The sequence below is a fragment of the Rasiella sp. SM2506 genome, from assembly GCF_050859505.1.
Lineage (GTDB): Bacteria > Bacteroidota > Bacteroidia > Flavobacteriales > Flavobacteriaceae > Marinirhabdus.
Map to the genome: position 1 here is coordinate 230,763 of NZ_CP193934.1, position 22,592 is coordinate 253,354.

23 protein-coding genes are annotated in these 22,592 nt (G+C 38.1%); 14 read left to right on the forward strand and 9 right to left on the reverse strand.

Annotation, left to right across the window (positions count from 1 at the left end; genetic code table 11):
* The first annotated feature begins 1 nt into the window (after position 1).
* The 5 genes from ACQ2HF_RS01125 (at position 2) to ACQ2HF_RS01145 (ending at position 4,190) form a co-directional block, all read left to right on the forward strand.
* Positions 2-553 (forward strand): RNA polymerase sigma factor, encoded by a 552-nt coding sequence (locus ACQ2HF_RS01125; RefSeq protein ID WP_432411672.1) that lies wholly within the window; start codon positions 2-4, stop codon positions 551-553.
* Positions 543-1,217, forward strand: coding sequence for a hypothetical protein (locus ACQ2HF_RS01130; protein ID WP_432411673.1), 675 nt, complete (start codon positions 543-545; stop codon positions 1,215-1,217). Before ACQ2HF_RS01125 ends, ACQ2HF_RS01130 begins: the two co-directional genes overlap by 11 nt.
* A 347-nt stretch (positions 1,218-1,564) precedes the next feature.
* Entirely contained in the window at positions 1,565-2,302 is a 738-nt protein-coding gene (locus ACQ2HF_RS01135; RefSeq protein ID WP_432411674.1) for a hypothetical protein, read from the forward strand.
* Positions 2,303-2,374: 72 nt separating this feature from the next.
* Complete coding sequence (locus ACQ2HF_RS01140; RefSeq protein ID WP_432411675.1) at positions 2,375-3,421, forward strand: sensor histidine kinase; 1,047 nt, start codon at positions 2,375-2,377, stop codon at positions 3,419-3,421.
* Positions 3,414-4,190 (forward strand): LytR/AlgR family response regulator transcription factor, encoded by a 777-nt coding sequence (locus tag ACQ2HF_RS01145; protein WP_432411676.1) that lies wholly within the window; start codon positions 3,414-3,416, stop codon positions 4,188-4,190. The genes ACQ2HF_RS01140 and ACQ2HF_RS01145 overlap by 8 nt, the downstream gene beginning before the upstream one ends.
* Positions 4,191-4,253: 63 nt before the next feature.
* Here ACQ2HF_RS01145 and ACQ2HF_RS01150 read toward each other — a convergent pair whose 3' ends face one another.
* The 8 genes from ACQ2HF_RS01150 to ACQ2HF_RS01185 form a co-directional block, all read right to left on the reverse strand.
* A complete protein-coding gene (locus tag ACQ2HF_RS01150; protein WP_432411677.1) occupies positions 4,254-6,110 on the reverse strand; it encodes a B12-binding domain-containing radical SAM protein in 1,857 nt (618 codons plus the stop codon).
* Positions 6,111-6,263: 153 nt separating this feature from the next.
* Complete coding sequence (locus ACQ2HF_RS01155) at positions 6,264-6,821, reverse strand: phosphatase PAP2 family protein (RefSeq protein ID WP_432411678.1); 558 nt, start codon at positions 6,819-6,821, stop codon at positions 6,264-6,266.
* Positions 6,821-7,108 (reverse strand): Sec-independent protein translocase subunit TatA/TatB, encoded by a 288-nt coding sequence (locus ACQ2HF_RS01160; protein WP_432413046.1) that lies wholly within the window; start codon positions 7,106-7,108, stop codon positions 6,821-6,823. Before ACQ2HF_RS01160 ends, ACQ2HF_RS01155 begins: the two co-directional genes overlap by 1 nt.
* 178 nt (positions 7,109-7,286) lie before the next feature.
* Complete coding sequence (locus ACQ2HF_RS01165; protein WP_432411679.1) at positions 7,287-9,599, reverse strand: M1 family metallopeptidase; 2,313 nt, start codon at positions 9,597-9,599, stop codon at positions 7,287-7,289.
* A 65-nt stretch (positions 9,600-9,664) separates the two neighbouring features.
* Entirely contained in the window at positions 9,665-10,171 is a 507-nt protein-coding gene (locus ACQ2HF_RS01170) for a DUF6702 family protein (protein ID WP_432411680.1), read from the reverse strand.
* A gap of 50 nt (positions 10,172-10,221) precedes the next feature.
* Positions 10,222-10,998 (reverse strand): hypothetical protein, encoded by a 777-nt coding sequence (locus tag ACQ2HF_RS01175; RefSeq protein ID WP_432411681.1) that lies wholly within the window; start codon positions 10,996-10,998, stop codon positions 10,222-10,224.
* Positions 10,988-11,809 (reverse strand): hypothetical protein, encoded by an 822-nt coding sequence (locus tag ACQ2HF_RS01180; protein WP_432411682.1) that lies wholly within the window; start codon positions 11,807-11,809, stop codon positions 10,988-10,990. Before ACQ2HF_RS01180 ends, ACQ2HF_RS01175 begins: the two co-directional genes overlap by 11 nt.
* 32 nt (positions 11,810-11,841) lie before the next feature.
* Entirely contained in the window at positions 11,842-12,594 is a 753-nt protein-coding gene (locus tag ACQ2HF_RS01185; RefSeq protein ID WP_432411683.1) for a carboxypeptidase-like regulatory domain-containing protein, read from the reverse strand.
* Between the two features lie 158 nt (positions 12,595-12,752).
* Here ACQ2HF_RS01185 and pepE point away from each other — a divergent pair, with 158 nt between their 5' ends.
* From pepE to ACQ2HF_RS01230, 9 genes are all read left to right on the forward strand, one after another.
* A complete protein-coding gene (pepE, locus tag ACQ2HF_RS01190) occupies positions 12,753-13,457 on the forward strand; it encodes a dipeptidase PepE (protein ID WP_432411684.1) in 705 nt (234 codons plus the stop codon).
* Between the two features lie 3 nt (positions 13,458-13,460).
* Positions 13,461-14,207, forward strand: coding sequence for a M15 family metallopeptidase (locus tag ACQ2HF_RS01195; protein ID WP_432411685.1), 747 nt, complete (start codon positions 13,461-13,463; stop codon positions 14,205-14,207).
* Between the two features lie 95 nt (positions 14,208-14,302).
* A complete protein-coding gene (locus ACQ2HF_RS01200) occupies positions 14,303-15,073 on the forward strand; it encodes a M48 family metalloprotease (protein ID WP_432411686.1) in 771 nt (256 codons plus the stop codon).
* Positions 15,074-15,212: 139 nt separating this feature from the next.
* Entirely contained in the window at positions 15,213-16,727 is a 1,515-nt protein-coding gene (gene gpmI, locus ACQ2HF_RS01205; protein ID WP_432411687.1) for a 2,3-bisphosphoglycerate-independent phosphoglycerate mutase, read from the forward strand.
* An 11-nt stretch (positions 16,728-16,738) separates the two neighbouring features.
* Positions 16,739-17,329, forward strand: a complete 591-nt coding sequence (locus ACQ2HF_RS01210) for a TlpA family protein disulfide reductase (RefSeq protein WP_432411688.1) — start codon at positions 16,739-16,741, stop codon at positions 17,327-17,329.
* 93 nt (positions 17,330-17,422) lie between these two features.
* A complete protein-coding gene (locus ACQ2HF_RS01215) occupies positions 17,423-17,818 on the forward strand; it encodes a BT0820 family HAD-type phosphatase (protein ID WP_432411689.1) in 396 nt (131 codons plus the stop codon).
* Between the two features lie 94 nt (positions 17,819-17,912).
* Positions 17,913-18,716 carry a type I methionyl aminopeptidase gene (map, locus tag ACQ2HF_RS01220; RefSeq protein WP_432411690.1) on the forward strand — a complete coding sequence of 268 codons (804 nt, stop codon included), beginning with the start codon at positions 17,913-17,915 and terminating at the stop codon, positions 18,714-18,716.
* Between the two features lie 14 nt (positions 18,717-18,730).
* Positions 18,731-19,495 carry a class I SAM-dependent methyltransferase gene (locus tag ACQ2HF_RS01225; protein ID WP_432411691.1) on the forward strand — a complete coding sequence of 255 codons (765 nt, stop codon included), beginning with the start codon at positions 18,731-18,733 and terminating at the stop codon, positions 19,493-19,495.
* A gap of 3 nt (positions 19,496-19,498) precedes the next feature.
* Positions 19,499-21,586 carry a T9SS type B sorting domain-containing protein gene (locus ACQ2HF_RS01230; protein WP_432411692.1) on the forward strand — a complete coding sequence of 696 codons (2,088 nt, stop codon included), beginning with the start codon at positions 19,499-19,501 and terminating at the stop codon, positions 21,584-21,586.
* Here the strand turns inward: ACQ2HF_RS01230 and ACQ2HF_RS01235 are convergent.
* Complete coding sequence (locus ACQ2HF_RS01235; RefSeq protein WP_432411693.1) at positions 21,570-22,592, reverse strand: FAD:protein FMN transferase; 1,023 nt, start codon at positions 22,590-22,592, stop codon at positions 21,570-21,572. The two genes, ACQ2HF_RS01230 and ACQ2HF_RS01235, sit on opposite strands and share 17 nt — an antisense overlap.

Consider the following 22,592-nt stretch of genomic DNA (forward strand, 5'->3'; position numbering starts at 1 on the left):
TTTGACTCAAGAACAACTCATAAAAGGCTGTAAAAAAAACGACCGTACTGCGCAAGGAGAACTCTTTAAACAGTATAAAGACGTACTCTATTTTGTTTCCTTAAAGTACACTCGTAATGCCGTAGAAGCAGAAGATAATCTGCACGAGGCTTTTATGGTAATTTTTGACAGCATAAAAAAATTTGAAAACCGAGGTAGTTTTGAAGGCTGGATGAAACGCATCACCATGTTTAAAGCTATAGACCGCTACAGGAATAACAAATATATTCCTGTTGATGTTCTGGAAGAAACGGTAGCCGAGCCTCCTCAGGAAACAGAACTTTCAGCGATATCCTTGGACACTCTTTTGCAATGCATACAGCAATTGCCCGACCAGTACCGTTTGGTGTTTAATCTATACCAGCTAGACGGATATTCGCATAAAGAAGTAGCACGTATTTTAAATATTTCTGAAGGCACCTCAAAATCTAACTACCACCGTGCAAAATTAGGTTTACAAAAAAGCATTTCAGCCCTCATCCAACCAAAAAAAACACCTACACATGGAGCATAAAAAAGACATAGGAGATCTGCTAAAAGACAGATTAAACAACGCTCAAAAAGCTCCGAGTAAAACACTTTGGGAACGACTGGACAACAGCTTGGATAAACGCGAAAAAAAACGCCGCAGCATTATTTGGTTCTGGTATGGAGGCGCAGGAGTGTTTTTGGCATTATTACTTTTGGCTGGTGTATTAGCGACGCCAAGTTCAACTAGTTTGGATGGAAACACATCTGAAATTTCCACGGAGGAAAACAGAACAAAAATGAATAACAAAACTGAAACTGAAATCAAAACTTCCTTAAACAATAAAGTAGTAACCCAAGATGGTACCGAAATAATCGTATCAAACGAAGGAACCAATATAACTACACCTGATACAAGCGGAGCTGACACAACAACACCTGTATCTAAAGCCACACAAAAAATTGTGGATAAAACAAATACTACACCTAGTAAAGCACCTGTGACCGAAGACGGTTTTACAGTAATTACCACCCACGAATACTACAATAGCGATCTCGACACCACCACCACCAGCCACAACAAACAAAAGATAGACAGTTTGGTGGCCGCTAACAGGCGTGTTATGGCTAGTAAGGACTCTATAGCCCGTAAACGTGCTACAGATTCTATAAAACTAAATGAGGCTAGAAAGGACTCTATTAGAGAGTAGCAATTATTTTTGGCAGTTTAATGAAGTTGCTGTTTTTAATATGTAAACATCACAAACTACGCACAAATACCCTTAAAATTACTTGCTCCTGCGAAGCGTTTTAAAAGGTAAATTAATTTGTTTTTGAAAACAGAACGTAAGCTCCATTTACATTTCAAAAATTAATTCGGAAACACAAAGAGTGAATTTAGTTTAGAATTACTATAATCAGGTAATTTGTAGCATCGCTCAATCAACTTTTTCCTTACTTCATTTGGTATGTTCCTGCACTCACTAGTTTGCACTTGTTGGGCTTCCATTATAGCGGTACTATTGTTTCAAATAACATAATCCTAAAAACAGAAACAATGAAAAAACACAATCGAGAATTAGTAATCCTAAGAACATTTACACTATGTACAGTCGCTATCACAGCATTGTTTTTATTTGCTTTCAAAACAAATCAAAATCAAAAATTCGGAACTATTGATGTGGAGCGAATTAATATTGTAGAAGCTGATGGTACCGTTAAAATGATCATTACCAATGTCGCGCAATTTCCAAATGGGACGACTACAGTCAATAATACAGTGCTAAATAAGGACAGAAAAAAACGATCAGGAATGTTATATTTTAATGAAGATGGAATTGAATGTGGCGGATTTATATACGACGGCACAAAAGATGAAAACGGACATAGCTCCGGGCTTTCTTTAACATACGATCAATACGACGGCGATCAGGTAATGCAACTCCTGACTACTGATGTAGGAAAAGGCGATGAAAGAAGAGTGACAAGTGCTTTAACCTTTAACGATCGTGCCCCAAATGAAACTCAGCAAGGAGTACAAAAAATAATGGAAGAACTAAACGGTATTAAGGACGAAAAATTAAGAAAACAAAAACAGCAGGAATATGTTGACAAAGGGCTTATTGGTGCAAAAACAAGAATAATGCTGGGAAAAACAAGAAGCCAAAATAATGGATTGTTTCTATTTGGAGATAATGGAGCGACAAAAGCTATGTTTTATGTAGATAAACATAACAAGGTAAAGCTGGAAGTGTATGATGACGAGGGCAAAGTAACAAACTCTTGGCCAGAATAATGTAACCCTACTCCAAAACTTCCTTAAAACAGCACACCTATGTTTTAAGGAAGTTTCTTAATTTGCCTTCCAATGAAAAAGCTTTTAACTTATTTACAGATTGATAGATACTTTGTACTCTTTGTTTTTCTCTTAAGCTATGTGTTAGTCGTAAATAACAGAATTGTTGCGGGACAAAAATTGGAGGTGGTATTTTTACCAGACGGACCTATTGGACAATTTTTAGCAGCTTTTATTATATTTATTCTAATAAAATCCATCATCAACTTTTTAAATAAAAAGGGAGCACAAGAAGTTAACAATCTTAAATCCTATATAAAATACTTTGGCATCGCCTTCGTAATATACATTTGTGCCTCAAACATATTGAATATTATAGTAGCGATGCTATTCGATACGGTGTCAAGAAATTTTAATGCTCAAACCTTACTAATTGTAAATATGAATAGAATTGGTGAATTCATACTATTCGGTAGCTTATATATGGCCTTTTTATATTCCAAGGAAAACAGTACCTATAGAAGTGCCATTAATGAATATGACAAAGCACTGGCATCAAATAAAATTCAGCAATTAAAAGCGCAATTAAATCCACACTTTTTGTTTAATAACCTGAATACACTGGATGAGCTTATAGAAGAAGACAAAGAGAAAGCGAGTAGTTTTCTACATCATTTTTCAGAGTTATATCGCTACTCTTTAGTAACATCAGAAAAAAAACTGATCTCTTTACAAGAAGAAATTCAGTTTGCTGAAAGTTACTTTAAGCTTATGGAAGAAAAATATGCGGGGTATTACTCATTAGAAATCAAGCAAGAAAATAGCCAGCTACAAGTATTAGTGCCTCCTTTTTGCTTACAGGTATTGATAGAAAATGCTATAGAACACAACTTAGGAACCATCGAAAACCCCGTATACATAACTATATTTATTAGCGAAAATATTCAGGTGACTAATACTAAAATTGCAAAGCAGCATAAAAAAATAACGGGTGGCAGAGCCCTTAAAAATCTGTCTACTCAATTTACTTTATTAGGAAGTAACGATATCTCCATAGAAGAAACCAGCACTTATTTTAAAGTGACGTTGCCCTTTATAAATAAGAATACTAATGTATAAAATAGTAATTATAGAAGACGAAGCCCCCGCCAGAAAAAAACTGAAACGTTTTATAAAGCAGGCATGTGCTTCCTATGAAATTGTGGCCGAGTTAGAAACCGTAACAGATGCTAGGGCATTTCTAGCACAAACACAAGATTTTGATATTATCTTTTCCGACATAGAACTGAGAGATGGTAGTGTGTTCAATGTATATGATAAAGTCTCCTTACATTGCCCGATTATTTTTGCCACTGCGTATAATGAATTCTTAATGAACGCATTTGAAGCAAATGGAATAGCCTATCTTTTAAAGCCATATTCCTTTGAACAATTTTCAAAAGCCTGGGATAAATTTATTAGGTTACAAGGAAAGCTACCCGCTAATTACAATGAATTGATAGGTTCTATAAATAATTTACTGAAAGAGCGTCAAGAAAGTAATGTTGAATATAAAACTCAATTCGCCATAAAATTGAATAAAGAAATTTACTTTTTAAAGGTGGTGGATATGGTTTACTTACAATCCGACAATGGAGTTATTTTTGCTTTTGACCAAATGAATAAAAGGCATATAATGCCTCAAACCGTTTTTAAAGAAATAGAACTATTTTTAGATCCTAAAGAGTTTTTTAGAATTAATCGCAGCGAAATTGTACAACGCAAGTTTATAGATAAGATAGAAAGGTATAATAAAAACACCGTTACTGTATTTCTAAACTCCGAAAGCAAAGTATTAAAGACAAGCCAAAATAAGACAGGGGATTTCAATTCCTGGTTAGGAATTTAATTTTGATAGTACTTTTTTAGAGAAAGACCAAGCTCATACTATTTTACTTCTTTCAGCTAGATGCTAATCTAAGAAACTTTCAATTAAATCCTCAGAATGACTGACGTCAACCACAGGAAAATCGAACCAATGTTGTAATTCTTTTTCGAAACCTGTTTTATTTAAATAATCGTGTAATGCCAAATTTAATCCCTTGGTATACTTGGGATGGTTAGCTCCTTGAGGATCTTTGTGCGTTAAGTCGTTTTGAGCAAATCCCTTAAATACAGGTCCTGTAATTTTTATTCCAAATGCTTCAGGATTCTTGCCAATGGGACTGTGTACTGTAGTTGTAAAAAGGTGCCAAAATGCAGACTGGATACAGTTTCTTTCAAATAATTGCCTTACTACTTCAAGTGAATCGATAGTCTCCTGTTCGGTTTGGGTAGGAAATCCATACATAAGATATGCGTGCACCAGAATATTGTTTTTGGAAAAATTATGGGTCACTCTCGTTACTTGTGCAATATCGACCCCTTTTTTCATCTTTGAAAGCAATCGGTCCGATGCAACTTCCAAGCCACCCGTAACAGCGATACAACCAGATTTTGCCATTAGTTCACATAACTCAAAGTTGAATGTTTTTTCAAATCTAATATTGGTCCACCATGTAATTTTTATATTTCTTTCTATCAATTTAGTTGATAAAGCTCTTAGCATTTTAGGTGGTGCAGCTTCATCTACAAAATGAAAACCTGTAATGCCTGTATCCACAATTATTTTTTCAATTTTATCTACTAAATCTTCTGCTGTCGTGTTTTGATAATTTCCAATATAATCCAGGCTTACATCGCAAAACGAACATTGTTTCCAGTAACATCCATGAGAAATCGTTAACTTATTCCATCTGGCATCTGTCCACATACGGTGCATTGGGTTTACGACATCCAAAAATGAAACATATTTATGAAATGGCAATCCGGAATACTCTGGAGCAGGCAAGTTTCTATGATGATAGATGGTATTGGGGATTTTATTTTTGTAGACTACTTGCTTATTTTCCAACACAAAAGTCCTTTCAAGCTCATCTATAGCTATCGTACCTTCAAGGTAGTTAACAATTTTTAGTAGCGGTCCTTCGCCATCGTCTAATGAAATAAAATCAACAAATTCGAAAATTCTTGGATCTGTAAGAGAACGTAATTCTGTGTTACAATAGCCTCCGCCAAAAGCAGTCGCTATATCCGGAAAAAATTGTTTGATAAATTGAGAACATCGTAAGGCTGCAAACAAATTCCCAGGAAACGGGATCGTAAAACAAATTAAATTGGAATGGTGTTCATGGATTTGCGCTTCTAAGATGTTCATCATTTCATCTTCGATGAGGGTAGGCTGGTATCTCAATAATTCGTCCAACTCATCAAAACTACTTGCTGAAGTCGCAATTTGTTCGGCGTACTTGGTAAATGCAAAAAACTCATCTACATTGGCTTGAATAAAATCTCCAATTTCTTCAATAAAAAGGGTTCCGAAATGCTTTGCTTTATCAATAATCCCTGGATCTCCAGCCTCCCATTTAATTTCAGTATTAACTTTCAGCAATCTATGACCTATTGGTAAAAAGTGAGTGTCTAAAATTTTATGTGCTGTTTCGATATCCTGCTTTTGAAGAAATCCTATAACCACATCTACTGTTGAAATGTACCGCTCTTTCATTTTACTAACTTCCGGATACTGATAATTACCCAAGGCTTCTGCTTCCTGAAAAATAGCTCGCAAAAAATCGCCTGTAAAAATTGAGGTAAAGAGCTCTATACTTAAATCGCAATGAGAAAAGGGTATCTCATGGGCTTCCAAAAACCCTTTAAGGTACGCAGTTGCCGGATACGCTGTGTTTAACTGCGTAAACGGTGGCGTAATAAAAAGGATTTTGGATTGCATGGTGTAAAGATAGAATTCTATACAATGATTTTTATTGAAATAGTGCTCTTTTATAAGGTAGTAAACATATTTATAATTGCAGGTATTTAAAAAGACTACCTAGTGTGCGCATTCTTAATAGCATAAAAAATCACCTAGTTGCTTGGACAACCCCTAACCCATTTTCTCTAAGACCTTCTTACAGATCCAATATATTAAAACGGCAATGATTACACCAACCAAAGCACCTACAAAGAGATCACTGGGGTAATGAACACCTACGTAAATTCGGCTTAAAATAAAGATGAGGGGCCAGATAAACGCCAGATAAATCCATTTTGTGTAGTTACGGATTGCCAGGGCTACAAAGGTAGTCACAGCAAAACTGGAAGAGGCATGTCCCGAGAAAAAGCTAAAGTTTGTGGGTTTTTGGAGAATCCGTATTACTTCTGCCAGTGCATCGACATTATTAGGGCGTAAACGAGCTATATAGTCTTTTACAAGATTCGTAAAGGTAATGGTAACACCAAAGGTTAGGATGGTAAAAAAGATTACTATAAAGCCTTTTTTAAAACCATACTTCAAAAAAATAATGATAAAGAAAAAGAGAAACAGCGGAATCCAGCTTTCAATTTGAGTGACGAAAATCCAAAAACCATCAAACCGTTCTATCCCAAGACTATTAAGCCAGATAAAGAGTTCTCTGTCCCATTCTTTTAGGGTTTGGAGCATTAAAAATTGCGTTTAATAGGGCCAGATATTTCTTCCACATCATCTTTCACCTTATCTATCTCTTTTCTAACGTCTTTGGTGATGTCTATATCCAGACCGTTTTTCTGGGCGCTTTTGGTGATTTCAGACTTAATATCGTTGGTGGCGTCTTTTATTTGGCGCATCCCTTTTCCCAATCCGCGGGCTATTTCCGGCATCTTATCGGCACCAAAAACCATAAGCACGATAAATAGGATAAACGCTATTTCGGCTCCACTAATAAATAAAGGAAGGGTTACTAACTGCATAGGGTGCAAAGATACTTTTTTCAATTCAGAATTTAGAATTACGAATTACGAATTACAGTAAAAATTATATTGGTTCGTGAATCCAAAAGGGAGCTTTAGCGACCGAAGTCCTGGGTCCAAAAAAAAGCCCCTTCCAAAAAATTGAAAAGGGCTTTTTATAGATTCTAGTAAAAGACAACTACTCTTCGCCTTTTGTTTCTTTAAATTTGTTGAATTCTCCTAACTTTTTACGCTGTGGCCAGGTATTGTTCTCGGTATCAATATCTGCAGTTTCTTCGTCTGGATCTACTACAATTTTAGTGATTTCCTGATCAGAAGTTATTACTTTACCTACTTCAGCATCGTTTAATCTCCAGATTTGTGCTGGATAGGTAAAACGCTCTGTGCTTCCGTCTGCATAAGTTACTTCAGCAATAATAGGCATTGGGATTCCTCCTGGCTTTTCGAAAGTTACTTCGTAAAAATACTTAGGGTTTTTCATCGCTGCTCTATCTGCTGCAGGCACATTTTCCAGTATATATTCTTGCAAAGTAGTTATGTCGTTTAACGATCCGTTTTTCATACTGGGTTCAAAATCTTCGCTTCCTTCTTCAACTAAGTATACCAATGGTGGCAAGTCGCTTTCTTTAATTCCGCGCGCTTCCATCATTTCTTTTACTTCTTTGTTCATTTTGCTGGTTACGTAGAATTTCTTTACTTCTTTAACACCAATATCTGTATAATCTGTAGTGTAAAACCAAGCTCTCCAGAACCAATCCAGATCTACTGCAGACGCGTCTTCCATAGTACGAAAGAAATCTTCTGGGGTTGGGTGCTTAAACATCCAGCGCTGTGAATACGTTTTAAATGCATAGTCAAACAGCTCACGACCCATAATGGTCTCCCGTAAGATATTTAATCCAGTTGCTGGCTTAGAATAGGCATTATTACCAAAACTGTAGGTGTTTAACCCTTTGGTCATAATGGGCGCTATGAAATCCTGATCTCCGCTCATATACCCAACAATGTTTTTAGCGGGTCCTCTACGTGATGGATATGCTGTATTAGGAGCAATGGCTTCTGGGTATTTTTCGCCAAAATCCTGCTCGGCTACATACTGTACAAACGTGTTAATACCTTCGTCCATCCACGTCCATTGGCGCTCGTCACTGTTTACAATCATTGGATAGTAGTTATGCCCTACTTCGTGAATAATCACACCAAACATTCCGTATTTTGTTCTTTCGCTATAGTTCCCATCTTTGTCCGGGCGACCGTAATTCCAGCAAATCATTGGATATTCCATCCCTTGATTTTTTGCGTGAACCGAAATCGCTTTGTGGTACGGATAGTCAAATGCCATACGAGAGTAACTCTCTAAAGTACTGGCAACAACCTTGGTAGACCAGTCTTCCCATAAAGGGTTTCCTTCTGGAGGATAAACTGAAACTGCCATCACATCGCGATCACCAATTTTTACCGCCATCATATCCCATATAAAACGTCTTGAGGTCGCAAAACCGTAGTCACGTACATTTTCTGCCTTAAATTTCCACGTTTTAGTAGCTGTTGCAAAGCCTTTTGAAGCTGCTTCGGCTTCGGCTTGTGTTACTATGATTACTGGATCTTTGTACGATTTTTGTGCTTTTTCATACCGATTCATCATTTCTTTGCTGAAGACTTCCTTTCGGTTCAACAACTTCCCTGTCGCATCCAACACGTGATCTGACGGTACCGTGATGTTTACTTCAAAATCGCCAAACGGCAACGCAAACTCATCTCGTCCCCAGAACTGGCTGTTTTGCCATCCTTCTACATCGCTGTATACTGCCATACGTGGGTAGAACTGTGCAATAACATATCCTTTATTTCCATCATCAAAAACCTCGTATCCACTTCTGGCACGATCAATAGTGTGATCTGGCACATTGTACCACCACTTTATAGAAAACGTAAATTGCTCCCCTGGTTTTAAGTGCTTAGGCATATCTACACGCATCATAGTGCGGTTAATAGTATGAGGCAATGCATTTCCAGACTTGTCTTTTACATACTCTATTTTAAAACCACCGTCAAAGGCAGCTCCCATATATTTCCCTACAAAAGCACCTGCAGTCTCTGCAGGGGTTGCACCGCTGGACTCTATTAAAGGAGACTTAGAATCTTTGGCACGAACATTTTGGTCTAGTTGTACCCAAAGATATTCTAACGCATCTGGAGAATTGTTGGAATACGTAATGGTTTCTGTACCGTAAATTTTTGATGTCTTATCATCCAAAATGATGTCCATCTTATAATCTGCTTGTTGCTGGTAATATTCTGGCCCCGGAGCGCCGTTTGGAGAACGGTACATATTTGGAGTAGAAAACTCTTCGTACAATTGCTTAAAGCGATTATGGTTGTAATGTCCTGGCTTACGGGCTTCGTCTTTTTCAACGTCGCCATCTTGTGCGTATAGCATTCCAGCGGTGAGAAACAAAGCTAGCAAGGATAGGTATTTCACTAATTTCATGGGTAGATAAATTTATTGGTTTTTTTGAAAGGCTTAAAAATACTTGATATAAAGTGTTTATGGGTTTAATCATTAAAATTTAACAATCCTTTAGGGTTTTGTTTTTCAAGAATTAAACTGCGTCTGGCAGCGTTCGTTTTCACGTGAATAATATTTTGTTGCTCATCGAACATCTCCAGTAATACTTTGTTTTCAACTTCAATAGATTGTAATGTTGAAATGTTAGGTATTTCTATATACAATTTCACAACGTCTATATCGTACTCTTTCCCTATATACTTGAAAGTTGCAGGGGTGCCATTTACATTAATTTTTATTTTCTGAAAAACATATTCCTTCAGTATTTCGCCATCTTCTTTGGTCTCTTTTTTTGAATTGAAATTGAATTTTCTTCCGTAGCGGGTTTCCAAAGCATCTTCTATATCGTCCAGAAATATTTTGGTGATGAGTTGAAGGGTTTGCTCTTTTGGGGCATATTCTATTGTGGTAATGCTCACATAAAATTTATGATTGCTGGATGCTGTTAACAACGGAAATAAGAGTAAAATAAGGGCAATTTTAAGAAATTTCATAGGTATAAATGAGGATATAAGACACTTTTGAAGTTACGATGTTACAACAATTATTCCTTTTTTTCGCTTGTAATTTCTAATCTTGACACATATTGAGGGGCTTTCTCTTTAAAAGTGCCTAGTACCTTGCCATAATTTCCGCTAGTAAAGTCGGTTTGTAAGGTCGACGTTTCCATGCAAAATAAGATGAAATCGTACAGCTTATGTTCTGGGATCTGGTACGATTTCAGAAAAAAAGCTTCATCATATTCGTATAAGATTCTTGCAACTGTGTTGTTCTCTCCTTCCCACTTTCGTTTGGTACGTAACATTTTGTAATACCCACTTAAATGATTGTATAATGCCTCTACATTTAATGCGGTAGGTGCATAAAAAGTGTAAGCGGGCACAATCTTCTCCTCGGGCTCTCCCTGAAACCCCGGAATGCCCAAAGTCCAAAAATCAATTTTTTCTTTTACAGGCATGTTTTTAATATCTGTTTCCAGATTTCCAGTAAGCCTGCTCCCCAGAAACACTTCGTCTAGCTGATTTATTAGTTTGTCCAGCGTTACCACTACAATACCTCTTTCTAGTAGGATTTCCGTAATTTCAATTTTCTTCGGAAGATAGTTCACAGACGAAAATACCAAGGTATCAGCGACCTTCGCCTGAATGGAGAAGTTCCCAAAGGCATCTGTCACGCTATTATTCCGAGAGCTATTATTTAAAACGTGAATGCCCTCAATATCTTCCTCATTGGTAATTTTACCTTGTAACTGGGTAGTTTGAGCGCTTACTTCAGCAAAACACAAAAGTGTGAAAAGGAGTAAACAAAGTCTATTCTTCATTTTTTAATCGCGCTTTATACACCTTGCTTTGCTCAAAAAGCACTTCGAGTAATTCAATTTCATTTTCAGACTTCAACATATGAGGCTCTATAGCATTTTCTTCAGCAAAATAAATAAAGTCATCTACCTTTTCAACGGGGATACCAAAAGTTTCAGAATAGTGCTGCGGACTATACCGTTGCTGTAATGCTGTGACCAGGATTTGACCGTTGTTAAGCATTTCCTGAGGTGCATTTCTACTTTTTTTATTGAAAATGGCTCTGGACAATAGACCAAAGAGATTTCTAATATTTGCGCCATTTTGAAGTCCGCCATTATTAAGAGCATCCTCTGCTGCGTTGCCTTCTATAGCAGATTGGCGGTCTGGCGTAAATTCATAATCGTAGTTAATTGTTTTATAAGCCAGATCGTACTCTGGAGCATCGTACACTTGCATTCGTTTTACGTCTACATTTATATTCCCAGACAAATCGTACGGACTCACGACTACTTCATCTAATTGATTGATGGCTGGATTCATAAAGACCCGCATAAGCTTTTTCGCTACCACCCCTTCGTCTACTACCACCGTAAAGGACTGAAACTGAAGCGCCGTAATTAACACCCGATCGTTTTTTCCCACTTCAAGTGTAAATTTTCCATCGGCATCGGTTGCTGTTCCCTTTTGTGCGGAGACATTATATACGCTAATCTGTTCTCTATCGTCTCCTTTGGGCACTATAATTTCACCATTTACCAGTACCCGTTCTATTTGTTGCGCACAACATAGAAAGGTACATAGCAAAAAAGGGAGTAGTAAGAACTGTTTCATACTATAAAAATAAGGTAGTTTTCCTTAAAAGCCTATTCTTCTGTTTCTAATTTTTTCTTGTAGCGTTCGCTTTGTTCGAAAAGAACTTTTAACAATTGCATTTCATTTTCGGGTCCAAGTAAATGCCAGGTGGCCACGTTATGTGTAACAAAGTAAATAAAATCGTTTACTTGCTCCAGAGGGATTTTAAAGGTTGCACTATAATATTGGGCACTGTATTTATCCTGAAGAGTGGGTCGTTGTGATTTTATTTCGGCGAAAGGGTCTGTATAGTCTTTCTTGTCTTTTTTGGGAAAGAGAGACGTAAACGCCAGTCCTAATAAAGCCCCAACGTTAACGCCGTTGCTCATGGTCCCGTAGCCTAAGGCCTCTTGCGCTATATTTTTTTCGATTCTGGAGAACCTGTCCGGAGCAAAACTGGCGTTTACACCATAGCCAAGTTCTAATTTGGGAGCGACAAAAACCTCTATATTCTTTGCGTCCAGGTCTATAATTCCGGTGAGGGTATGGCTACGCAACAAAACTTCATCTAGCCGGTTTATGTTTGTGTTGAGAAGAATAGTTAATGTCTTATTTTGCAAAATGCTTTGAGTTACTTTGGCCGTAAAGGTTTGAAACTGTAAAGCTGTGATAACGATAATATCTTCTACTCCCACCGCTATGGTAAAGTTACCCTCTGCATCGCTCAAGGTTCCTTTTTGGGATGATTTATTATAAATACTCACACCCTCCTTGTCTTCGTCTTGGGAGGCGCTAATTTTACCAATAACTTGTACGCGCTCCACACTTTGGGAAAAAACGCATATAGAAATAACACAAAAAAAGAAGGTAGTTATAGTTCTCACAGGTAAGTTTTGTAGTTAAAATTTTTAAAGCCGAAAATAATCGTAAGCTTTGTGATGTATTTACAAAGACGAAATATTAGTTTACATATTACAATCCTATGAAAAACCTCATCATTGCCAGCACCTCAACACTCCACAAGGGCAGTTATTTAGACTACCTACTTCCTGAACTGAAAGTTTTATTTTCTGAAATTGAAGAAATACTCTTTATCCCCTACGCAAGACCGGGTGGGATTTTACACGATCCATACACCACAAAAGCAGCTGAAGCTTTCAGAAAAATTGACAAAAAAATAGTTGGAATTCATACGTTTAAAAATCCCGTTGAAGCCATACAGAATGCCAAAGGAATTTTTACGGGTGGCGGCAACACCTTTGTTTTAGTAAAAGCATTACATGAACTGGGGGTGATGCAACCACTACGAGAAGCAATTTTTAGCGGCACACCCTATGTAGGCACGAGTGCGGGAAGTAATATTTGCGGTTCCACGATAATGACTACAAACGATATGCCTATTGTATACCCGCCAAGTTTTAAAACCTTAGGTGTGATTCCGTTTAATATAAATCCGCATTATTTAGACCCAGACCCTAACAGCAAACATATGGGTGAGACTCGGGAAACGCGCATTAAAGAATTTCATACTCAAAACACCATTCCAGTGGTAGGGTTGCGTGAAGGCAGTTGGCTACGTGTACAAGGAAAAGAAATAGTACTGAAAGGGAAGCTTACAGCGCGCGTTTTTGAACAAGATAAAAGTGCCTATGAGATAGAAAGTGGCACTTTAATTGATTATTTTTAAATTATGAAAAGAGCCCATTTCTTACAACTAAGTTCCTTAGCAGGTCTAGGAATTTCTTTACTTCCTTCCCTGTCTTTTTCTGCGGAAATGCAACCCACATTTACCCGTTCGCAATTAATTGGTAAGGGCAACCCAGATATTATGGGTGATTCCTATACCAGTAAAATGCATACAGATGCCAAGGCTGCATTTCTGAAAATGAAAAAAGCCGCTGCCGAAGCAGGTATCACTATTGAAGTAGTATCTGCCTACCGAAGTTTCCAACGGCAAAAAGAAATTTATGAAGGTAAATACAACCGCTTTACGCAGCAAGGCCTTACCCCTATGCAAGCCATCGAAAAAATTATTGAGTATTCCACCATTCCCGGAACTTCCCGTCACCATTGGGGTACAGACATAGACATCATAGATAGTGGCGCCTCTCCCCGACCCAAAAGTGTGTTACAACCCGAGCTTTTTCACGGCAAAGGTCCTTTTTGTAAACTGAAAGAATGGCTTACGGAACACGCAAAAGATTTCGGGTTTTATGAAGTATATACCGACAATGCCAACCGTAAAGGTTTTAAATACGAGCCATGGCATTTTAGCTACGCCCCCGTTTCAAAACCAATGTTGCAGGCGTATAAAAAACTAGATGTAAAGCAAATTCTGCTGGAAGAAAAAATAAAAGGTGCTGAACATTTTACAGAAGATTTTATTAAAAAATACCGTTCTGAAAATATTTTGGATATAAATCCTGAGTTACTTTAGAAGCGCCTTCTAATTTTAAACCCAAACATTTTGTAACTTTAGGAAGTTTAAATTGAGTTTTCCACCTTCGTGGGAATATAAAATATGCAATTTTTATGAGAGGAAGTTGGAAAATTAGGATTTTAATAGGGGTGCTTATTGCTGGTTTTGGCCTGGTGCGCTATTGTTCTTCCATGGAAGAGAATCCGTATACGGGTACTACACAGGCCATTTCTATGAACCCGCAGGAAGAAATTGCTATTGGCCTCGCCAATGCCCCTCAAATGATTGAAGCATATGGAGGTATGCATCCAGACCAGCAACTTCAAAATTATATAGACCTAGTGGGCCAAAAGCTGGTGCAAAATACCGTAGCTATCCAAACACCCTATCAATACGATTTCCATTTACTGGCAGACCCAGAAACGATTAATGCCTTTGCCCTTCCTGGCGGACAAATATTTATTACCTACGCCCTGTATTCAAAATTGCAAAATGAAGACCAACTTGCGGGTGTGTTAGGGCACGAGATTGGTCATGTAATTGGTCGCCATAGTAGCGAGCGGGTGGCAAATAGCGATTTATGGCAAACCGTAGCCCAAGGAGCCGAAGTAGGTGCCAGTGCCGGCAGCGTCGTATCACAAATTGGAATGAGTACGTTGTTAACCAACGGTCGTGGTGACGAGTTAGAAAGTGACGATCTAGGTGTTCGGTTTATGATAAAAGCGGGTTACAACCCCAATGAAATGATTGGCGTCATGCAAATTTTAAAAGCAGCAGCAGGCCCTAGCCGTGCTCCCGAGTTTCAGAGTACGCATCCAGATCCAGATAACAGGATTGAACAGATTAAGGAAAGTATCCGGAAGTATGGTGGGACGGTTGAATAAGATTGTTGATTGTTGATTGTTGATTGTTGATTAAAATTTATGTGGCTTTTATATGTATGGTGTAACAGTATTGTAAAATTTCAGCATTAAAAAAATAGCATAAGTTATTCTCAAAAACAGGATTCCCTATCTTTGCAAGATGAATAAAAAAGTGCTTCTTTTAATCCTTGATGGCTGGGGAATAACTCAAAACCCAGACGTTTCTGCTATCGCGCTGGCCAAAACTCCTTTTATTGATCGTATTTCAGAAAAGTACCCAACAGCGCAATTATTAACGCACGGGGCAAATGTGGGCCTGCCCGACGGCCAAATGGGGAATAGCGAAGTGGGGCATATTAACTTAGGAGCTGGACGTATTGTGTACCAGGACCTGGCTAAAGTTAATTTGGCGTTAGAAAAAGATACTTTAAAAAATGAAGTGGTGTTGCAAAAAGCTTTTACCTATGCCAAAACCAACCACAAGAAAGTACATTTTGTAGGTTTGGTAAGCAAAGGTGGCGTTCATTCTCACCTAAATCACCTTAAAGGATTACTTTCTGCCGCTGCAGAAAATGAACTGGAAAATGTATTTGTTCACGCTTTTACCGATGGTCGCGATGTAGATCCAAAAAGTGCCGTAAATGATGTAGCAGAATTGGAAGAACACCTGTCAAAAACCACAGGAAAATTAGCTTCAGTACTAGGAAGGTATTTTGCAATGGATCGTGACAAACGCTGGAAACGTACTGCAAAAGCGTATGATTTGTTGGTAAACGGAAATGGAACTTCTTCCACAAACGCCCTAGAAAGTATAAAAGAAAGTTATAAAAACGGAGTAACCGATGAGTTTATAGAACCTATCGTTCTTACTGAAGGAAACAAACCCATTGCGATTATTGAAAAAGACGATGTGGTTATTTTCTTCAACTTTAGAACCGATCGTGGTCGCCAACTCACCGAAGTACTCACCCAGGAAAATTACGAAGAGTTTGGGATGCATAGAATTCCTTTATATTTTGTAACCTTAACCAACTACGACCATAGCTTTAAAAATATTAAAGTGGTTTTCAACAAAGAGGATCTTAAAGATACCTTAGGCGAAACGCTTTCCAAACACGGAAAAACACAAATTCGCATTGCCGAAACCGAGAAGTACCCACACGTTACCTTTTTCTTTAACGGCGGAAGGGAGATACCTTTTGAAGGTGAAAAGCGAATTTTATGTCCATCGCCCAAAGTGGCTACCTACGATCTTCAGCCAGAAATGAGTGCCTATGAGCTTCGGGATAAACTAATTCCAGAGATCAATTCACAATCGGCAGATTTTATCTGTTTAAATTTCGCCAATCCAGATATGGTGGGACATACAGGTGTGCTTTCGGCAGCTATTAAAGCGTGTGAAATTGTAGATGCCTGTGCAAAAGGGATTGTAGAAGCCGCACTCAAAAATGGCTACACAACTTTGGTGCTTGCAGACCATGGCAACAGTGAAACCATGCGTAATCCAGACGGCTCCCCAAATACAGCACACACTACCAATCCTGTTCCCTTGATTTTGGTAGACAAAGAAATAAAAAAAATTAATTCGGGTGTTTTAGCTAACATTGCTCCAACAATTTTAGAGTTAATGGGCGTTCCACAACCCGAAGCTATGACACAAAAATCCTTACTTTAAAAATTCAGAATATGAAATACGCCATAACAATACTTTCACTTGTAGTACTTTTTTCTTGTAAAACTTCTACTGAAAAAAATTCAGAAGAGGACCAGGAAGAAGTCATCATATATACACTCGACAAAAAAGTAAACAACGAATTTGAAGATCCCGAAGATGGGGGAATGATGCTCCTTGGAAAGATTAATAAAACCGGTCTTGAAGCCGAACCTTACAGCAAATGGTTTAAAGAAAGCCAAGCGAATCACACACTGGACACCCGTGTATTGGATAGCATAAAACCGCTTCTGAAGGATGTGACTATTAAAGTGTTTATGGGCACTTGGTGCGAAGACAGCCAACGTGAGGTTCCTGCTCTCTATAAAATTTTGGATAGCACAGATTTCAATTATAAAAATTTTAGTATTGTAGCACTTTCCCACGATAAAGACACTCCTATTGGATTGGAAAGAGGATATGCTATTGAGTACGTACCTACCATAATTTTTATGAGGGATGGCGATACTTTAAACCGAATTGTAGAGTATGCGCATAAGACTTTGGAGCAGGATATGCTCACCATCTTAAAAGATGAAGCGTATCTTCCTGCCTATTCGAAATAGGATGCCTATTTTTTATGTAAGCAATCGTCAATCTAAATCTACCATCGTTAATCCTTTATTTTCTTTGTATTTTTGTCGTCCAATTCAATAGAAATGAACGACACACTTGCCATCGCTGTAGATTTTGACGGCACGATTGTAGAAGATGCCTACCCACAAATAGGAAAACCGCAACTGTTTGCTTTTGACACGCTCAAAAAATTGCAGGGAAAAGGGCATCGCTTAATTCTTTGGACCTATAGACACGGACGAGCGCTAGACGAAGCCGTAGCTTTTTGCAAGGAAAACGGAATTATCTTTTACGCCGTCAACAAAAGTTTTCCCGAAGAAGAATTTGACGAAAAATACAGCCGAAAAATAAATGCAGACCTGTTTATAGACGACCGAAATATTGGCGGACTTGTGGGCTGGGGAGAAATTTATCAAACTTTATTAGGTGAGGTTGCACCAGCAGTACCTAAAAAGAAAAAAGGCTGGTTTGGAATGTAAGAGGTACTAATGATAAAGGGGTAAGCTGTAGCCAAAATTACAAATGCCCTTGAATTAGTTTAGTTAAAAGTTTTAGAAAAAAGAAAATCGATACATGATCATATCAAAAACAACCGAAGAACTCGTTTTAATGAGGGAAGCTGCTCTGGTGGTTTCAAAAACTTTAGGAATGTTAGCCAAAGAAGTAAAACCAGGCATGACCACCAATAAGTTAAACGATATGGCCGAAGCATTTATTCGCGAACAAGATGCCGTTCCTGGCTTTTTGGGATTATACGATTGTCCTTCCACCCTACTCACCAGCGTAAATGAAGCTGTAGTACATGGATTACCCACAGATATTCCTTTAAAAGAAGGTGATATTGTGGCTATAGATTGCGGTGCTATAAAGCACGGTTTTTATGGCGATCACGCCTATACTTTTGAGGTGGGGGAAGTAGCTCCAGAAACCAAGAAACTTTTAGAAGTAACGAAAAAATCGTTGTATTTGGGCATCGCAGCATTTAAAAATGGCAATCGCGTGGGAGACATTGGGCATGCCATTCAAAATTATTGCGAGTCGCACGGGTATGGAGTTGTGCGCGAGTTAGTAGGTCATGGGCTGGGAACCAAATTACACGAAGATCCAGAAATTCCTAATTACGGAAAACGCGGTCGTGGAAAGAAGTTTATCGAAGGCATGACCATTGCCATTGAACCTATGATTAATCTTGGAACCCACCACATTCATCAGTTAAAAGATGGTTGGACCATTGTAACACGTGACGGGAAACCAAGTGCTCATTTTGAACACGATGTTGCTTTGGTAGACGGGAAACCTAAATTGCTTTCTACGTTCGATTATGTGTACGAAGCGCTGGGGATTGTTTGTGATGAAGAAGATGAGTTTAGATTCTAATTTAGTACCATACTTTGAACAAACTATTTAAATTTCTTTTAAATCTATTCCCCAGAACGCTGCTCATACGTTTAAGCTACGTGGCACGCCCCTTTGTAGCATTTTTTTTAAGAGGCAATAACTATATCGATCCAATAGACGGGAATTCGTATCGGAAATTCCTTCCGTATGGCTATGAGAAAGTTCGTGAAAACGTCTTGGCTCCGGGAACACTGTCGCTGGAAAGACACCGTTTATTCTGGTTGTACCTCACAAATGAAACCTCTTTTTTTTCTGAAAAACTTCGTGTGCTACATTTTGCTCCAGAACAGGCTTTTCTGAAACGATTCAAAAAGCTGAAAAATATCACCTATACCACAACAGATCTCAACTCCCCCATTGCCGATGTAAAAGCAGACATTTGCAACCTTCCGTTTGAAGATAACAGCTACGATTTTATTATCTGCAATCACGTGCTGGAGCACATCCCAGATGACACGAAGGCGATGAAAGAAGTGTACAGAGTGTTAACCCCAAACGGAACTGCCATCCTACAAGTTCCTTATGACCGAAATCGGGCAACTACTTTTGAAGATAATTCCATCACAGACCCCAAAGAGCGTGCGGCCATCTTTGGACAGTATGACCACGTTCGCGTCTATGGAATGGATTATTTTGAAAAACTGAAATCGATTGGATTCAAGCTTAACGCAGTAAATTACACCGCTCAATTATCTGATGAAGAGATAGAAAAATATAGATTACCTAAAAACGAATTATTACCTATCGTTTATAAATAAATTATGAGATTCTTATTTGCCCTACTTTTTTTAGCACCTACCACCTTTCTTTTTTCTCAAAATCCGAACGATTGCGAATTTGCACTTGTAGTTTGTGGAACCACAAGCCTAGGATTAGACCCTACAGGAGTGGGTTTCGATGAGTTTTCATTACCTGGAAACATCGAACCTAGTTGTTACACTTTTGATAGTAACACAATTTGGCTGAAATTAAATATTATTTCGGACGGGGAGTTTACATTCGACATTGTTCCTGCCAATGGTGTGGATGATTATGATTTTGCCATTTATGGACCAACCAGTACTTGCACTACCTTAGGCAGCCCTATAAGATGCTCCAGTACCAATCCACAAGATGCTGGAGTTCCAGCAGAAACTGGTCTTAATCTTACAGAAACTGATGTTACGGAAGGCCCTGGGCCAGATGGAAATGGCTATCTAAAATTTATAGAGGCTCAAGCTGGAGATTCCTATTTCATATTAATTGACAGAGCCGTTGGTTCTGAAGGCTTCGATTTTAGATATACGGGCTCAGCTGGCTTACCAGACGGCGTTACTGCAAACGAAGTGGACAACCTTATTAGCTGTGATGCAGACGGCACCTTAGATGGTTTTACACCCTTTGATCTGGATGCACTAATTCCAGCAATACAAGGAAATCAAAACAATACAACTGTTACTTTTCATAGTAGTCTTAACGATGCTAATATTGGTATTAACAACCTTATATCGCCCTATATAAATAATGCCAATCCGCAAACAATTTATGCAAGGTTAGAAAGTAATAACGGCTGTAGCGACATAAGTCAGTTTACAATAGAAACTGGGAACCCAGCACTTTCGAAACCAGCAGATGTAGCTTTGTGTAGCTATGATACCTCTGAGATGTACAATCTCGATTTAATTCAACCCGTGGTTATAAGTGATCCAAATAATTATGTTTTCTCATATCATCTATCCAACAACGATGCGATCCTGAATACAAACCCTATTGGCCCTATAGTAACCCTAACCGAAACTTCGCTGGAAATATTTGTTAGAGTGGAAGACCCCACCTTTTCAGATTGTTTTAGTGTCACTTCTTTTAATGCTTTTATAAACAAAATTAAACTCGCTAGTCAACCTTCAGATTTCTTACTTTGTGACGACGATTTTGATACTGTAGCGCAATTTGATTTAACTGAAAAGGATAGTGAAATACTTGGCAACCTACCTAGTAACGAATTTGTGGTTCGCTATTATAGTTCTGTAACAGATCGTGAACAGGATATTAATCGCATTTTGGAAGTTTTCACAAACACCTCTAATCCACAGCCTATTTATGCAGCTCTGGTAGAACTTAGTACTGGATGTTTTGATGTTACACAATTCGCTCTTCTTGTGCGTCCAAAACCCATCCCAATTTTTGATAATGAACCCCATTACTATTGCCTCCAAAGTACCGACCCCATTGAAATTTCGGTACAACCAGGATTTAATTTTTATAGTTGGAGTACCCAAGAGGAAGGGCCCGACTTAAGTACAATTTCAATTACGGAGCCAGGCAGCTATTCTGTAACTGTAACCAATGAGTTTGGGTGTACCAATACTGTTACTACCGAAGTTTTACCCTCAGATATTGCGACTATAGTACAAGTAATTGTTACCGATTTCAATTTTCCAAATAATACAATTACTGTTTTGGTGGAGGGGCCAGGAGATTATGAATATGCCCTAGATAAACCCATTATTTTTCAGGATAGTAATGTATTTGAAAACCCTTCATTTGGTGAACACTTAATTTTTGTCCGTGACAAGAACGGTTGCGGTACTGTAACAGACAAAATTTTAGTACTGGATTACCCTAGAGTTCTTACCCCAAATCAAGATGGGTTTCACGATACTTGGCAAATCCCTGGAATTAGCGCCTATCCAAAAGCCAAAATATATATTTTTGATAGGTATGGAAAATTGCTGAAACAAATATCCTCACTGTCTTCCGGATGGGATGGAACGTATCATGGGAAAAAGCTACCATCCAGTGACTATTGGTTTAGAATATTATTAGAAGATACTAGAGAAATAAAGGGTCATTTTACTCTGAAACGCTAGAAATAATATATTCTGAAAATTTTTTAGAGCTATAAACTTCTTGAGTTCCCGTACTGTTAGAAAAGGTCAAGTAGGCATCAATACCGTCTATCTCTGCAAGTAATTTTTTAGAACGCTCTAGTCCCATTGCCATAAAAGCTGTTGCATACGCATCGGCCAAGCCACAGCTAGATGCTAAAACCGTTGCGCTAGTTACATTGCTTTCTTCAGCAAAGCCTGTTAATGGGTTTATGGTGTGAACATATTTTTCTCCTGTTCGTGGGTTAATTCTAAATTTTCTATAATTTCCCGAAGAAGCCATCGCTTTATTTTCTAGCCGTACGGTTGCCAAATAACTTCTATCGTCCAATTCAGAATCTATCGCTTCAATACCAGCAGTCCAAAATTGATCTTTCATCAAATTTTTTCCTTTTGCAAGCAACTCTCCGCCAAGTTCTATGATATAATCTGAAACTCCCTGCGCCTCTAAATATTCGCCTATTTTATCTATTCCGTAGCCTTTTGCCACAGCGTTAAAGTCGAAATAAATTTCAGGATATTGCTTTTGTATTTTTCCGTTGTCTAATAATTTTACTTTTCTGAAACCTACAAACCTACGTAACGAATCTAAAACGATGCTGTCAATTTCGGTGCTAGGAAGCGTATCTCCAAAGCCATATGCATTTCTAAGTATTCCAACGGTAGGATCAAAATAGCCTTCAGAAGTAGTATACACAGTTTCAGAAATCCTAAAAACTTCTTTAAAAATTTCATCTACCACTATTGTGGAATCTCCTTGATTAATTTTGGAAATATCGCTTTCAGGAATATAGGTGTTCACCGATTTGTTCACCAAATAAAATACGGAATCTAGTCCTTTTTGAGCATCAAATTGGGTGTCAGAAAAATATTGAATTGAATAGGTGGTTCCAAAGGCATTTCCTTGCAATACTTTGGCTTCCGGAAGCTTTTCAGCACAAGACATCAGCACAAAAGCAACACTTAAAAGCAGCAGTAATTTCTTCAT